This window comes from Brevundimonas sp. TWP2-3-4b1 (assembly GCF_049897665.1).
In the GTDB taxonomy this organism is placed as follows: Bacteria; Pseudomonadota; Alphaproteobacteria; order Caulobacterales; family Caulobacteraceae; genus Brevundimonas; species Brevundimonas subvibrioides_B.
The window spans coordinates 25,577-39,429 of sequence record NZ_JAFCWQ010000025.1 but is presented as its reverse complement, the minus strand read 5'-3'; the positions used below and the strand labels follow the sequence as shown (position 1 = coordinate 39,429).

Here is a 13,853-nt window from a genome sequence, read left to right as displayed (position 1 = left end):
GCGTTGCCTTCAAGGGCAAGGATTTTGGTCTCATCTTCGTTCCTTCGTCACTACGACGAGACCAAAATCCTCCTCTAAACGGAACCCTCAATCTGTCTCATTGGCGCTGACGGCGGACAGATAACGGGCAAGCTTGCTGTGCACCTTCTTGGTGGAAGGTTTGTCGAGAATTTCCTGGATCATGCGGCTGAGCAACTCACGGCTTGCGACCAGGTCAGCGAGCTCAATATCACTCATCTTTCGGCGCTCCTTGGCCCTGGCCAAGCACACCTTGTGTTGATGAAGTGACGTACCTTGAGCGTATGACGCATAGGCGTGCGCGGCCGGGACCGTAACGGTCTCGTTGGTGTGATGATTGACGAGTGTGATCGCGCCCAGGTCCGAGGGATCGCGGATGACCTGGTAGCGGGTGGAGGTCCCCTTACCGCGTCGATTGCCAGGATGGGATTGTACCGCCGTTAGGTCCGGCGACTGATAGAAAATACGGTCCCACTCAATGCCGGCCCGGCCAATCACACGCGTCTTACGTTCTCCAGCGAGGCTGAGGAAGGTGTCAGGCGAAGGCGGACCGGGTGTCGAATAGCCGGAGAGCTTGTCCGCCCAGGCTTTAAGTGGAGTGTCGCCGGTACTTTTCAGCACGCTCAGGCCCCGGTGCGGCGTCACGTGGTAAATCTGGCAAATCCAGTAGACGAACAGCGCCTCAAACGCGTCGAGGGTCAGCGACGGCGGCGTCAGGTTCTCTGCATCCCGACGCTTCTTGACGTCGTTCAACGTGGTACCCGGCAAACGGTGCACGAGACCCATATTCAACGTGCCGAAGAACCGTTCGATCGAGCCTTTCAGCCATGGCGAGCGGGGGGGCAAGATAGTGGTGTTGAAGCCCAGATCATGTCCCGCAGCCTTGATATCGTTCCCGATGAAATGGAATGCGTTGTCGACGTAGAGCGTGCCAATGCGACCTACCCATGGCCATGGGTTGGTGACCGCAGGATACGGCGTCAGGTCTTTCTCGAAGTAGGTGCTTTTCAGTCCCTTCACGAACGACGCGTAGCTTGGCGCCTCGAAGCCGATCGAATGGCCGACGATGCCCTTGGTGGCGCGGTCGATGAACACGATAATGTCAGGCCTTCCGAGAACGAGCCCGGTCGTGTCGATGATCTGGATATCAAGCGTGCAGTGATCGCACTCGACCTCCGCGTATGGGCGGTCGGGGAGGAGCATGGATTGCCACGCCGAGTAACGCTGTTTCACATAGGCGAGGCCCTTCTTGTGCATGTCGCGCTCGATCTGGTTGACCGCGTGGCAGCGACGCTCGAAGGTCTTCAGCGTCGGCGCCTTAAGAGAACCGTCCGCGCGAACTTGGTGTTTGTTAAGCGCTTTCCGATCGATCAGTTGTCCCTCTTGCGCATTAAACGCCGCAACGGCCGCTTCCACCGCCGAGTAGGCTGAGGCCATGGTCTCGCCGGGGGTCAACCAGCGTTCGACGCCGGCAGACAGGCCGGCTTCCTGCCAGAACGGCAGCCGACTGCCACGCTTGCCTTTGCAGTCATCACGGTCGGAAAGGGCGGCGGTTCCGTACTGCAGGCCGTTTGCCGCATCCAGGTCCAGCCAATTGAGAACTGTGTTGAACGAGGGTGCCTTATTGCCAAGTTCAGCAGCGACCCGTTCGATTATGGGCGAGAGTGAAGGACGACTCCGTGGCAGTCCCCGGCAAGCGCTGACGTATTCATATTTCTGGTGGTTCTTTCTGGCCGCCTTCTCGCTCGTTACCAGCGGGGACATGGGACTGCGAGCCGCCGTCATGGGACTGGATTGAACGAACAGTCGGCCTGCTCCCATGGCGCTCAGCACTTCGCGATCCGTCAAGAAGACGGGTTCGTTCTCGAAACTCAGGATTTGCCAACGATCGTTTACCCGTCGTTCGACGATGTATTCTGCGTTGTCCAAGGTGATCACGCCGTTCACGGGCAAAGCCACTTTCGGCGTCAGGTCAACAGGCAGGCCGGACGTCGGCATTGAGTCTTGCAGGATCGTTTGGATAGCGGCGGTCATTGCCAGTTCACCAAAGTGTCGTCGCCCAGGGGGCGGCTCAGATCGGCCGTGATCTCGCCGGTCAGGATCATTTGCATCAGGGTTGAAAAGGAAGGTGACTGTTCGCCGCCGCGTGCCCGCGCCAGGTCGATGATCGTGGCTATCGTGGCCGGCGAGGACGCAACTCCGAGAGAGCTTCTGACCGCGATGAGGTGTTGCGCGTCGAGACCGAACGAACGGTGACTCAGCATGATGCGGCAGTTCTCGAGCCTCGGCTGATTTCGAATTTCAAGCTCGGTCAGGACGACAAAGTCCAAGTCATGCTCGGCGTACGCAGCCCGAATAGCGGCTTGTCGAGAGAGCCAAGGTTCCGACGCGGCGAATGTGATGGACTTGACCTCGATCACCACGCGGCGGCCGTTCCTCAACTGCGCGATGATGTCTGGCGCGTATCTCCGCCACACGGCTTGGCCTTGATCGGTGAAATCAACGAACGTCAGCCAGTGCGGCTGAACGCCAAAGTATAGGACCTGGGGGTCAGCCGAGAGAACCGTGTGCGCATCCCGCTCCAGCGTGCTCTCGCAAATCCTCATGCGGCTCGACCTGATCTTGTGGGAGCTTGAGAACCCGCGCCATGCATGGCGCAGCCGCTGCCGGCGGAACTCGCGGACCGGCTGGGCGTCGCGATCAAGTCCCCAGCCAGGAGGGACGATCGTTGAGCATGCCTGAGGCACGCTGTGGCCTGAACTCGAGAGTCCCTTGGTGTTGGAAAGACGAGGGCGTTCAATCATGGCGATCCTCACTGAGGATGCGAACGAGCGCGCCGTCGTGCAGGCCATCGGTCAGATCGATCTCGATGATCCGCCGCACCGCCATGGCGAAGGCCTTCGCCATGGCGAGCGCGGGATTTGCGAATGCAGCTTTGACCGAACCGAGGCTCTGGATCTCGCCAAGTTGACGAAGGCGATCGATGAGCATCATGTCGCGTGTGCTAACGACGGTATGACGGTAGCTCTGGATTGTTTGGGCGGCGCTGAACTGCGGCTCCGCTTCGACGACGGAGCGGTCTACGACGCGGAACCGCAATCCCAAGGCTTCATACGCTTCGGCCGCCCCCCTCAGCTTGGCGATGTAGCGGCCAAGTCCCTCGAACGGGATGCGCGGCACCACTTCCAGGATTTCAACAAGGCCGCTGGCATGTTTGAGCTCGAGGTGGGGCACATATGAGTGCTGTTGGCCGTGTCTGACGAACTCCAGGCGATGAGGGTGCGCGCGATACCCCGTGATGTCGGCGTCCACCTCGGCCCGGTAGAAGGCCGACAGTTCCGCGCGCGACGTCCAGCGGAGTGCGAACCCGTTCTTGCGGCTCCGGTACTGTCCCCCCGGCCTGCGCCGGCCCATAGCGTGTCGGCGCATAGGCGTGCCGTCAGCCCGCGCGAACACCGTGGCGCCAAGACCAGACGGCGAACTCTGGATGGAGCGCGAGATCACGAGCGCGCTCAAGCGGCGGCCTCATTGCCTGAAGGCGACTGACGCGGGGCAGCGATCGTCACGACTACTACCTTTCCCTCGGGCGTCAGCGCGAGGATCTTTCCCTTCGGCAGTCCGCAACGAAACGGAGGCGGCAGGTTGGCGCGCCCCCCACCGCGCGTGCGGCGATCGCCGTGACGGCGACGGCGCTCCTTGCGGTCGCGGGGCTCAGCCCCGCCGAGGAGACGGTAGGCATAGAGCTCCAGCGCAGTCTTGGTCGCGCACAGTTCGCCGTTCAGGTGGAAGTGCGGGAGGTCGCCCACCTCGGCGGCCTGCTCGATCTGGGCCGCCAGGCTGCGGTCGCCGAAGAGGTAGCCCGCGATCTGGCCAAACCCCTTAAGAAGTCCGTCGTTGCCGGCCAGCTCCCGTACCTTGATCTTGTAGGTGGTTGCGTCCTGAGTGGTTTTGATTGCTTGGATGGTCATGATCTCTTCTCTCAACACCGTCGGACATCGGCGGCTGTTGCTTATGAGATCAGACAATTAGAAGTAGAGTCAAACGTATAATTTTTGCGACTTTTGCTTGAATTTTAACCTTAACGGCGGAAATTAATGACGTTTTCCTCAATAGAAACATCAGGATAAGGGTCTAATTGGACCTCCGGACGACATTCTTCACGCCAAGTATATCTTGAGTTGTACCTAGTGTTGCACAAACAACACGCTAAATCTGATGAAGCAACGACTTTTTGGCGATGCAAATGGATGGGTTCGACGCCGAAGCGGAGCTTAGTCTCTGTGTCAGACCGATCCTGGGCAGTGGCCGGTGCCAACGATGAAGGACATCAAGTGTAGGGTGCGTATGCGCTGTCGCGCCGGACGCCGACCGATGACGCGGAGGCCGGCGTCTTGAAACGCCGGCCTCCGCGTCATCGGGGGTCAGCTTCGGCGGTGATGCATGATCTGCAGACGGTTCTTCGCTGCATCCAGGCTTCCGCAGACCGGCAGGCCGTCCGGGGTGCGGACCGCGCCTTGGGCGAACGGGTTCCCATCTTCGTCGATCAGAAGGAAGTAGGCCGACGGCCACGAGCCGGGCTTCAGCGGGATGGTCACCGCCTCCTCGCTCATCAGTCGATAGGCATCGAGCCGGAACGTGATCGAGACCGGGGCGCTTTCGGACTCGGAGATGATGTCCGTCGGCTTGAAATGCACGCCGTCGGGGCCGGGCGCCCGGAGCAGGACCAGGGCCTGCAGCGTGATTTGTTCGGGGAGCGGAAGGCCGCGGTGAATATCCACGGGTCCGCAGCTGGCTTCAATCGCCATTATTACATCTGGGTTAGGGGGTGTGTGCGCGGCCTCATGCCGAGCGCGGTGTCGTCATAGTGGACGACAACATCACCCTCTCAAACCAGGGCGGTCGTTGCAAGAAACGCGACATCGTTTTCTTGCCGGCGCAAGGCAATGGTTCGCCAGCACCAACGCCTTGCCGGTACGCGGCGTTAGCCATCACACCGCAGAGCAGCGCTCACTCCGGGACGTAGCCCGCCGAGCGGATCTTGTGAACGATTGGCGGGTCGGCGATGGGGTGGTCGCCGGGCTCGAACTCGACCAAACCATCGGGATCGGGGTTCTGACTGAGGACCTCGGCAAGCCACGCATCGCTGACCCAAGGCGACCGGCGCTCAACACCCTGCGGCGGAAGCCAAGCCGTCAATTCAAAAAGGTGGCGCTTCATCGCAGCCACCCCTTTCCTTCCAGTATCCGAAACATACAGAAGAAGATGTCTTCGGCGGTTAGCCGGCAGCAGACGCTGCTTCGTTCGTCGACGGATTGTGGCCAACTCCGTTGCCCAGCAGGCGGTGGGCATAGGGTCCCGTGAATTTCTTCGCGTAGGCCTCCGCCGACGGGTGAGGCGCTCCATTGGCCTCTCCCTCGATGGTGATGGTCGGAACTGAGATGTCCGGCATCAGGGCCAACTGGCGCTCGTAGGCGTCGTATTTCTCGTCTCCTTCGGCCAGACCAAGACGCCACCGATAGTTGTGGATGGTGATGGCGACATGATCCGGATTCTGAAGTGATGCGGCCGACCGCTGAAATGTCGCCTCGGCAAAGCGCCACTGGGGCGAAGCGGTCCGCCAGATCAGGCGGGCAAAGGCTTCACGATTGCGGTCATAGCCGGCCTGTCCCCGCTCGGTGGCGAAGTAGAACTGATACCACCAAGACAGCTCCACTTCTGGCTGTAAGGGCGCTTTATTGGCTTCCTGGCTGCCGATCAAATAGCCGCTGACTGACACCATTGCCTGGCATCGCTCAGGCCAGAGGGCGGCGACGATGTTTGCGGTGCGGGCTCCCCAGTCAAACCCGGCGATGACCGCCCGCTGAATCATCAACGCGTCCATGAGGGCGATCACATCGTGGGCGAGGGCGGCCTGCTGCCCGTTGCGTAGTGCACCGTCGCTACGGAAGCGTGTGGTGCCGTAGCCACGCAGATGTGGTGCCAGGACTCGCATACCGGATGCGACCAGGATTGGCGCTACTTCCACAAACGCGTGAATGTCGTACGGCCAACCGGTGAACGCAACACGCTAGCTTTTCTTCGGAGATGGAGCCTGGGCGATGACGCAGCGGCGGCGGATTTATTACTCGGCGGCTCAGCGGGCTGAGATCTGGGCCGGCGAATCGATGAGTTCGATCGGACGAAGGTTCGATCGGGAGTCGTCGTCGGTGTTTTCGGTGCTGTCGCCGACGGGCGGCATCCGACCTCCCGACCGGAAACGGGCGGATCGGGCGCTCAGTCTGGGCGAGCGCGAGGAGATATCGCGAGGGCTCAGCACGCGCTGTTCGCTGCGTGGCATCGCCCGTTTGCTGGGGCGGTCGCCATCGACGATCAGCCGCGAGGTTCTGCGCAACGGCGGGGCGGAACGGTATCGCGCGACAGGCTCCGATCAGGGGGCCTGGGATCGGGCCTTGCGTCCGAAGCGGTGCGAGCTGGCTTGCCGACCCGGCCTGGCGCGGACAGTATCGGCCGGGCTGCGGCGGAACTGGTCGCCCGAGCAGATCGCCGGCTGGCTCAAGCGCACCTGGCCCGGGAGCCGCACAATCAGGTGTCGCACGAAACGATCTACCGCAGCCTGTTCATCCAGACCCGAGGGGTGCTGGAGAAGGAACTGCTGGACCACCTCAGAGCCCGGCGGACCATCCGCCGCTCGCAGCACGCCACGCTCAAGCGGAACGGCCTTGGCCAGATCAGGGACGCCGTCTCCATCAGCGAACGGCCCGCCTCCGTCGAGGATCGTGCCGTCCCCGGCCACTGGGAAGGCGACCTGATCGGCGGGTCCAGCAACAGCTACGTCGCCACCCTGGTCGAGCGGCACTCGCGCTACGTCATGCTGGTCAAGGTCGCCAACAAGGACACCGAAAGCGTCGTCACCGCCCTGATCAAACAGTCGAAGAAGCTACCCGGCGAACTCTACCAGTCCCTGACCTGGGACCGCGGCAAGGAGCTGGCTGATCACAAGCGGCTGGCTCTCGCATCCGACGTCGAGGTCTACTTCTGCGATCCCCGATCACCGTGGCAGCGCGGCTCGAACGAGAACACCAACCGGCTGCTGCGCCAGTATCTGCCGCACGGAACCGACCTGTCCCTGCACAGCCAGGCCCAGCTCAACGCCATCGCCATCGCCAGACAGCTCAACGAACGGCCCAGAAAGACCTTGCTCTATCGCACGCCAGCAGAGACCTTCGCTGAGTGTGTTGCAGCGATCAGTTGAGCCCACCACCGTGAGCGGACATTCGTGTGCGACATACAACCGGACATTCTCCACCGACTAAACGGCGTAATGGCGACAAATGCGGCGCGCTGCGCATCCAGCCTGATGAGCCGGGCTCGGAGTAGTTCGGTCGCTTGCCCTTCGGGGACTCTAGCACCCGCCGGATATCGGCAACGGGCTGGATGATGTCAGGTGCGGCACTGAGAACGATGCAGCCTTTTGTGTCCGTCCAAGCCGCCGCGTTTCAGAGTCGGCGCACTTCGGAGTTGCGAGCGCTGTACCCCCTGCAGCGTTAAGCCCACCGTACTGAGCAAACTCGCAAGGCAACGTCCGAGCGACAGGATCTCTATGTCGGTCGCGAACCGTGGATCGGGACCACCGTCGAAATTTGCAGCAGCGTTTGCCGACGTCAGGCACGGCGTGTGACGATCATGTTCGCGGCGGGGACCCAACTCCCACCGTCATCGAAGCTATTGTGACTTTCCCAGCGAAACCGGTCCGGAGCGATATCGTGAAACCGGATCCGGTTTCGCACGACGGAACCGTCGGCAAGACGCGCCGTCGCCTGGAGAACCATCTCTTCGCCCGTCAAACGCCCAAACCATTCGCCGTTCATGGCCGGCTGAAGGGCTCCGAGTCCGGCCATCTCCCACCTCTGGGTAAGGGAGCAGTAGGTTCTGAGCGTGACGAAGGAGGAGACCTCCTGGCCGGAGGGAAGTCGCATGGTGAAATCGTCAAGAACGATACGCTTGTCGTGCATGTACTGCGCCCGCCACGTGCCGGAGTATCGCATCGCTACATCGCCTGACGCCGTGAAGCGGCAGCCCTCAACCGTCCATTCCCCGATGAGGAACTCGAACTGGAGGTTCTCGGTCTCGGCGCCGCGAATGTAGCGGGCGATCTCCGGCGGCATTGCGACGGCAGAGGCGTTGGTTGCGTCGGACATTCGATGATCCCCTCATGAGCGCCCAGTCGGCTGCGCCGCCAAGGGCAGTGCGGCGGAGCTTCCTTTGGCGTGCAGGCACGGGTCTCCACCAAGTCCCGCTTGTAGGGCGGTGAGGATCTGATGGCCCTGCCAAAGAAAACTCCCGGACTGCCAATCAGCGCGCCGGAATCAAACCCCTTGCGATTCAGAGCCGGTTGGTCGGGTGAAAGCGCGGCGGAACGCGGCCGGCGAAGCGCCGAAGCGTTTCAGAAATGCAGAGGAAAACGCTGCTGCATCCTTGAAGCCACACTGACCCGCGACCTCTTGTACTGCGCAGGCAGGGTCGCAAAGCAGGCTGCGGGCGCGGTCCAGCCGCAGTTCGGACAGCAATCTGGCGGGCCCCAATTGGAATGCCGACAGGCACCGCCGATGGAAGCTGCGTTCGCTCATCCCCATGGCTTGCGCCATCGATGCGACAGTGACCTCGCGGTCGAGTTGATCGGTCATCCATGGGATGAGCCGTGCCAAATCGGGCCCCGCCCGCGTTTGCAGGGACAGCGGCCCGCTGAACTGAGACTGCCCGCCGGGACGGACCAGATGCAAAACGAGGTCACGAGCCACCTGCAAGGCGATGTCTGGACCAAGATCGCGACCCACCATCGCCAGGGCCAGATCTATGCCGGAGGCTACGCCCGCTGAGGTCCAGATGCGGCGATCTTCCACAAACAACGCTTCACGCTCCACCCGGACGTTGGGGAAGCGTGCCGCAAAGCGATCGAGCGCGACCCAATGTGTGGTGGCGCGATGGCCGTCCAACAGGCCGAGAGCGCCCAGCAAAAACGCCCCGGAGCAGATGGACACCACCCGCGTCGCGCCGCCCGCTACCTGATTGATCCAGCCCAGCAACCCTTCATCGGCCAAGGCGGCCGTCAAGGGTTCGACCGGGCCACCGGGAACGATCAGGGTGTGGACTCCGCCCGAGACGGCGGCAATCGGCGTCGCCGTCATCGTCAGTCCGCCTGCACCACGCACACCCGCCTGCGCCGCGACGAAGATCACCTCATAAGCGCCGCCGCCCGCCCGACGATCAGCTTGGACAAAGACGTCGGCGGGCCCGGCGACGTCGAGGAGCTGAACGTCGTCATAGAGGACGATCGCCACCCGTCGGGCTTTGGCAGTTTGAACCATATCTTTGTCATAGCCGCCAACAAGACCGGCGTCGATAGTCGCCTTGCGGCTTCGACGCCGTCCACTCCCACACGCAGGACCATCCTTCATGAAAATCCAGATGCTGGTCTATCCGGGGATGACGCCGCTTGATTTGATCGGTCCGGCCCAGGCCTGGGCCCGGCTCCCGGGGGCCGAGTTGCAGTATGTCTGGAAGACGGTGGGCCAAATCCCTACCGACGCCGGTCTCTCCGTCGTGGCCACGAACTCCTTTTCGGATACGTGGAAAGAACCCGACATCCTGTTCGTCCCCGGTGGCGAAGCCGCCACCTTCGATCTCCTCGAAGATCGGGCGACCGTCGATTTCCTGGCTGCCCGCGGTGAGAAGGCCGACTGGGTGACCAGCGTCTGCACGGGCTCGTTGCTGCTGGGGGCCGCTGGCCTGCTGACCGGCTATCAGGCGACCAGTCACTGGCTGATGCGCGATGAGCTGGCGCAGTTCGGCGCAATCCCCACGGCAGGTCGCTGGGTGGTCGATCGTAACCGAGCCACCGGCGGCGGGGTGACCGCCGGGATCGACTTCGGCCTGATGCTGGTTGGCCTGCTGGCGGGTGAGGACCGCGCTTGCGTGACCCAACTCATGATGGAGTATGCGCCGTCGCCCCCGTTCCGCTCGGGTTCTCCGGAGGAGGCCAGGCCCGAAACCCTCGCGTACGTGCGGGCTACCTGGGCGGCAAGCGGCGAAGAGCGCGTTCGCGCGCAGATCGGCCGGGCGGCGGAACTCGCGCCAAGGCCGCAGTGAACGTCGCGGGCGGAGCAGTTTCCGCACCCCATCCAAAGAGGACGAGACCAATGCCTGGACGAAGCATGAAGGTGGAAGACCCGCTCGAAGATTTCACGCGGCGGGAAGTCATTCTCGATGGTCTTGGCAAGGCGGTTTACGTCGCCGGCTCGGGACCCGCGGTGATCGTTATGACCGAGATGCCGGGTATCAGCCCCCATGTCGCTCGTTTCAGCCGTTGGGTGCGCGATGCCGGGTTCACCGTCTACATGCCGTCGCTCTTCGGCCGTGACGGTGCTGTGCCGGATGCAGACGAGGGGGCCAATGTGTTTCGGCGCGCGTGTGTCAGCGCCGAATTCCGTGCCTTTGGCGCCAACGCTTCCAGCCCCGTCACCCAGTGGCTCCGGGCCCTCGCGCGGCTGGCGCACGAGGAGTGTGGCGGCCCCGGTATCGGCGCAATCGGAATGTGCTTCACCGGAAACTTTGCTCTGTCGATGATGCTGGAGGCTTCCGTCCTTGCCCCGGTTTTATCCCAGCCCTCGCTGCCGCTCGACGACCCCGCCGGTCTGGAGATCGGGCCTGATGATCTGGAGGCTGTCCGGCAGCGGCTCGATCGCGAGGAACTCACGGTGCTGGCTTATCGCTTTGAGGGCGATAAGATCTGCCGGGCCGAGCGGTTCGCAGCCTATGCCGAGGGCTTGGGCGATCGGTTCGTCGGGCGAGTGCTTCCCGACAATGCAGCCAGCACCGACGTCGCTCCGTTCTTCGCCCGCCATGTGCCTTACCCGCATAGTGTTGTGACCGCCCATCTCATTGACGAGGCGGGGCAGCCCACCCTGACAGCGCGAGACGAGATCCTGGCGTTCTTCACAGAGCGCCTCGTGAAAGCTGAGTCGGCAGCCTGAGCGAGAGACCCATTTCGATCCTGCCAGCTTCACCGCTGCCCCTGTGAAGTTGCTTCGCAGCCTCTTGCAGCGGCCCCGTCCCGCTCGTCGTCATGTGAGGAACCATGTCTACTCATCGGAAATCCGAAGTCCGACGGATCAGCGCGCCTGACATCTTTCAACGTAAGGGCGGGGATCCCCTGGTCGCCTTGACTGCCTATACCGCGCCCATGGCGCGCCTTCTCGACGACGCCTGCGACCTCCTGTTGGTGGGCGACTCGACCGGGATGGTTGCGCACGGCTTTTCCTCGACGGTGCCTGTCACGCTGGACATGATGATCCTCCACGGCCAGGCAGTCATGCGCGGCTCGCGTAAGGCTATGGTCGTGATCGATCTGCCCTTCGGATCCTACGAAGCCAATCCAGAGGCGGCATACGGAGCTGCGGTGAGGGTTATGAAGGAGACCGGGGCCCAAGGCGTGAAGGTTGAAAGCGGCCCAACAATTCCGGACACGATCCGCTACTTGGTTGATCGGGGGATCCCGGTCATGGGGCACGTCGGCCTGTGCCCCCAGGCCGTCAACATCGACGGCGGTTTCAAGGCCAAGGGACGGACGGCGGCGGAACGACAGTCTGTACTCGCGCAAGCTCACGCCGCCACCGAAGCCGGCGCATTCGCCATCGTCGTAGAAGGGGTCGCCGAGAGCCTGGCTCGCGGCATCACCAAAGCAATCGGCGCTCCCACGTTTGGAATAGGCGCCTCCGCAGGGTGCGATGGTCAGATCCTGGTCACGGAAGATATGCTTGGAATGTTCGAATGGACGCCGAAGTTCGTGCGCCGATACGCGAATCTGGCATCCGAAATTACCAGGGCCGTCGGGGCTTACGCTGAGGATGTCCGCGCCCGGCGCTTTCCAGCGGCGGCTGAAACCTATTTCAACGGGACCGGTCAGCCACCACTACTCGAAGCCGCTCCTGACCAGAGGCTCTCGTAATGGCTGGCAACGACGACTGCCTAGCCCCTGCGCAGGCTGACCAGTTCTGCTCGCTTCGCAACTCCGTGAAGCGCGAGATAGGGTTGAGATGTCGGTGATCGAGGCAAGGCATGGACGAGTAACGATCCTGACGATCAACCGCCCGGAGAAACTGAATGCGCTCAATTACGCCGCGATAGACGAACTTATGCGCCTCTTGACTGCCATTGAGAGCGATGACGAGGTTCGCGCAATTGTGTTGACGGGCCAAGGTGAGCGCGCCTTCTCTGCGGGTGCCGACGTCGAGGACCTGGCGGTAAGCTTGGCGAAAGGTGTCGAAACTGCCGTCAGGGAAGTCGTCGTCCGCGGTCAAGGGCTCACTCGTCGGATAGAATCCTTCCCCAAGCCCTTCATCGCCGCTGTCAATGGCCTGGCCTATGGCGGCGGTTGCGAGGTGACCGAAGCTGCTCACCTGGCAATCGCAAGCGAGCAAGCAATGTTTGCGAAGCCAGAGATCAAGCTTGGCTTTCCTCCACCGTTCGGAGGCAGTCAACGCCTTCCACGCCACATTGGGCGAAAACGGGCGTTGGAGATGATCCTGACGGGCGCTGCAATCGACGCTGAACGGGCGGAAGCGATCGGCTTGGTGAATCAGGTCGTTCCCCACGCCCGACTGCTCGATGAAGCGCAAGCTCTGGCCGAAAGGATCATCTGCTATCCCCCGAGCGCAGTGACGGCCTGCCTGGCGGCCGTTACGCGAGGGATCAACCTCCCTATCGACGAGGCTCTAGCGGTTGAGGCAAACTGGTTCGCCATTACAGCGCCAAGCGAAGGCGTCGCAAATGGTATCCAGATGTTCCGGACGCGCCTGCGATCCGCGACATGACCAACATCCCCCTCGAAACCCCGCCCCTGCTTTCTGGCAAAGCTTCTTTCAAGAGCCTTGCCAGCGCTTGCCTTTCCGGCTCCCCAGCCGCCGCGGTGATGCGGTTCCCTGAGTCCCTTGAATGATGGGTGGGGACGTCTTCGGAATAGCCTTGCTGCTCGGCGCAGGCATGCTCGCAGGAGCAATGAATGCGGTGGCCGGCGGGGGCACATTCGTCGCCCTGCCGGTGCTTATGCTCGCCGGTCTGCCCCCCACCATGGCCAACGCCTCGAGTACTGTCGCGCTGTTTCCCGGGACCGTCGCAAGCGGATGGGCGTACCGGCGCGACATCCAACCTCTTGCCGGCGTGTCGTCTGCAATCCTGTTGGGTCTAAGCGTTACTGGAGGCCTGGTGGGAGCGTTGTTTCTGCTCTTCACTCCGGAAAAGGCCTTCGGCACACTTATCCCGTGGCTGCTCCTTCTGGCCACAGTAACCCTCGCTGCTGGACCAAGGGCGAACACCCTTCTGAGAAACGTCGGCCTTCGCTTCGGTGGCCGCTCCATCTATTTCGCTCAGTTCCTGCTCGGGATCTACGGCGGCTATTTCGGCGGAGCGGTCGGCTTGATGATGCTAGCGGTCTGGGGCCTCGCGACGACGGCCGACCTCCGCCAACTGACGCCTCTGCGGACCGTAATGGTGGCGGCTGCAAACGGCGCTGCGGTACTGTGCTTCGCCGCTACGGGCCTGGTGAGTTGGGCCGAGACCTCTATCGTCATGATCGGCGGCATACTGGGCGGCTATGTGGGCGCGCGGCTGAGCCGCCGGCTTCCGGCGAATGTTCTTCGAGGCGTCATCCTGTTCATCACGGTCGTCACCACAGCCGTTTTCTTCGCACGCGCCTACTGAGACCGGTCAACCGACCCTTACCCAAGAGGCCTAGGGATCGACGGTCTACGGCCGGTTTTATCGATAAACCACAACTGGAG

General features: G+C 62.4%; 13 protein-coding genes and 2 pseudogenes. 6 read left to right on the top strand and 9 right to left on the bottom strand.

Features of this window, described 5'->3' with window-relative positions; genetic code table 11:
* Positions 1-87 precede the first annotated feature (87 nt).
* From ACP7A5_RS15475 to ACP7A5_RS15445, 7 genes and pseudogenes are all read right to left on the bottom strand, one after another.
* Positions 88-2,052 carry a hypothetical protein gene (locus ACP7A5_RS15475; protein WP_426042748.1) on the bottom strand — a complete coding sequence of 655 codons (1,965 nt, stop codon included), beginning with the start codon at positions 2,050-2,052 and terminating at the stop codon, positions 88-90.
* Positions 2,049-2,822 carry a hypothetical protein gene (locus ACP7A5_RS15470; protein WP_426042747.1) on the bottom strand — a complete coding sequence of 258 codons (774 nt, stop codon included), beginning with the start codon at positions 2,820-2,822 and terminating at the stop codon, positions 2,049-2,051. The genes ACP7A5_RS15475 and ACP7A5_RS15470 overlap by 4 nt, the downstream gene beginning before the upstream one ends.
* Complete coding sequence (locus ACP7A5_RS15465; protein ID WP_426042746.1) at positions 2,815-3,534, bottom strand: hypothetical protein; 720 nt, start codon at positions 3,532-3,534, stop codon at positions 2,815-2,817. Before ACP7A5_RS15465 ends, ACP7A5_RS15470 begins: the two co-directional genes overlap by 8 nt.
* Positions 3,531-3,986 (bottom strand): hypothetical protein, encoded by a 456-nt coding sequence (locus ACP7A5_RS15460; RefSeq protein WP_426042745.1) that lies wholly within the window; start codon positions 3,984-3,986, stop codon positions 3,531-3,533. The genes ACP7A5_RS15465 and ACP7A5_RS15460 overlap by 4 nt, the downstream gene beginning before the upstream one ends.
* Before the next feature lie 453 nt (positions 3,987-4,439).
* The gene (locus ACP7A5_RS15455; protein WP_426042744.1) at positions 4,440-4,823 is read right to left on the bottom strand and encodes a hypothetical protein; all 384 of its coding nucleotides are present in this window, start codon (positions 4,821-4,823) and stop codon (positions 4,440-4,442) included.
* Between the two features lie 202 nt (positions 4,824-5,025).
* Positions 5,026-5,235, bottom strand: coding sequence for a hypothetical protein (locus ACP7A5_RS15450; RefSeq protein ID WP_426042743.1), 210 nt, complete (start codon positions 5,233-5,235; stop codon positions 5,026-5,028).
* A 58-nt stretch (positions 5,236-5,293) separates the two neighbouring features.
* Positions 5,294-6,061 (bottom strand): annotated as a pseudogene (locus ACP7A5_RS15445) (alpha/beta fold hydrolase); the annotation flags it as partial.
* Between the two features lie 55 nt (positions 6,062-6,116).
* Between ACP7A5_RS15445 and ACP7A5_RS15440 the strand changes: the two are divergent.
* Positions 6,117-7,270 (top strand): annotated as a pseudogene (locus ACP7A5_RS15440) (IS30 family transposase).
* A 409-nt stretch (positions 7,271-7,679) separates the two neighbouring features.
* Here ACP7A5_RS15440 and ACP7A5_RS15435 read toward each other — a convergent pair.
* Both ACP7A5_RS15435 and ACP7A5_RS15430 read right to left on the bottom strand, forming a co-directional pair.
* The gene (locus ACP7A5_RS15435) at positions 7,680-8,216 is read right to left on the bottom strand and encodes a hypothetical protein (RefSeq protein WP_426042742.1); all 537 of its coding nucleotides are present in this window, start codon (positions 8,214-8,216) and stop codon (positions 7,680-7,682) included.
* 168 nt (positions 8,217-8,384) lie between these two features.
* Positions 8,385-9,383, bottom strand: coding sequence for a GlxA family transcriptional regulator (locus ACP7A5_RS15430; protein ID WP_426042741.1), 999 nt, complete (start codon positions 9,381-9,383; stop codon positions 8,385-8,387).
* A gap of 88 nt (positions 9,384-9,471) precedes the next feature.
* Between ACP7A5_RS15430 and ACP7A5_RS15425 the strand changes: the two genes are divergently transcribed.
* From ACP7A5_RS15425 to ACP7A5_RS15405, 5 genes are all read left to right on the top strand, one after another.
* Positions 9,472-10,164, top strand: a complete 693-nt coding sequence (locus ACP7A5_RS15425) for a DJ-1/PfpI family protein (RefSeq protein WP_426042740.1) — start codon at positions 9,472-9,474, stop codon at positions 10,162-10,164.
* A gap of 65 nt (positions 10,165-10,229) precedes the next feature.
* Positions 10,230-11,048 carry a dienelactone hydrolase family protein gene (locus ACP7A5_RS15420; RefSeq protein WP_426042739.1) on the top strand — a complete coding sequence of 273 codons (819 nt, stop codon included), beginning with the start codon at positions 10,230-10,232 and terminating at the stop codon, positions 11,046-11,048.
* Between the two features lie 104 nt (positions 11,049-11,152).
* Positions 11,153-12,022 carry a 3-methyl-2-oxobutanoate hydroxymethyltransferase gene (panB, locus tag ACP7A5_RS15415; RefSeq protein ID WP_426042738.1) on the top strand — a complete coding sequence of 290 codons (870 nt, stop codon included), beginning with the start codon at positions 11,153-11,155 and terminating at the stop codon, positions 12,020-12,022.
* 88 nt (positions 12,023-12,110) lie between these two features.
* The gene (locus ACP7A5_RS15410) at positions 12,111-12,887 is read left to right on the top strand and encodes a crotonase/enoyl-CoA hydratase family protein (RefSeq protein WP_426042737.1); all 777 of its coding nucleotides are present in this window, start codon (positions 12,111-12,113) and stop codon (positions 12,885-12,887) included.
* A 151-nt stretch (positions 12,888-13,038) separates the two neighbouring features.
* Positions 13,039-13,773, top strand: a complete 735-nt coding sequence (locus ACP7A5_RS15405; protein WP_426042736.1) for a sulfite exporter TauE/SafE family protein — start codon at positions 13,039-13,041, stop codon at positions 13,771-13,773.
* Positions 13,774-13,853: the final 80 nt, after the last annotated feature.

Bases quoted from the DNA above. Each gene is read 5' to 3' on its own strand.
- ACP7A5_RS15475 (WP_426042748.1), bottom strand. From the start codon at position 2,052: ATGACCGCCGCTATCCAAACGATCCTGCAAGACTCAATGCCGACGTCC.
- ACP7A5_RS15470 (WP_426042747.1), bottom strand. From the start codon at position 2,822: ATGATTGAACGCCCTCGTCTTTCCAACACCAAGGGACTCTCGAGTTCA.
- ACP7A5_RS15460 (WP_426042745.1), bottom strand. From the start codon at position 3,986: ATGACCATCCAAGCAATCAAAACCACTCAGGACGCAACCACCTACAAG.
- ACP7A5_RS15455 (WP_426042744.1), bottom strand. From the start codon at position 4,823: ATGGCGATTGAAGCCAGCTGCGGACCCGTGGATATTCACCGCGGCCTT.
- ACP7A5_RS15450 (WP_426042743.1), bottom strand. From the start codon at position 5,235: ATGAAGCGCCACCTTTTTGAATTGACGGCTTGGCTTCCGCCGCAGGGT.
- ACP7A5_RS15435 (WP_426042742.1), bottom strand. From the start codon at position 8,216: ATGTCCGACGCAACCAACGCCTCTGCCGTCGCAATGCCGCCGGAGATC.
- ACP7A5_RS15430 (WP_426042741.1), bottom strand. From the start codon at position 9,383: ATGGTTCAAACTGCCAAAGCCCGACGGGTGGCGATCGTCCTCTATGAC.
- ACP7A5_RS15425 (WP_426042740.1), top strand. From the start codon at position 9,472: ATGAAAATCCAGATGCTGGTCTATCCGGGGATGACGCCGCTTGATTTG.
- ACP7A5_RS15420 (WP_426042739.1), top strand. From the start codon at position 10,230: ATGAAGGTGGAAGACCCGCTCGAAGATTTCACGCGGCGGGAAGTCATT.
- panB (WP_426042738.1), top strand. From the start codon at position 11,153: ATGTCTACTCATCGGAAATCCGAAGTCCGACGGATCAGCGCGCCTGAC.
- ACP7A5_RS15410 (WP_426042737.1), top strand. From the start codon at position 12,111: ATGTCGGTGATCGAGGCAAGGCATGGACGAGTAACGATCCTGACGATC.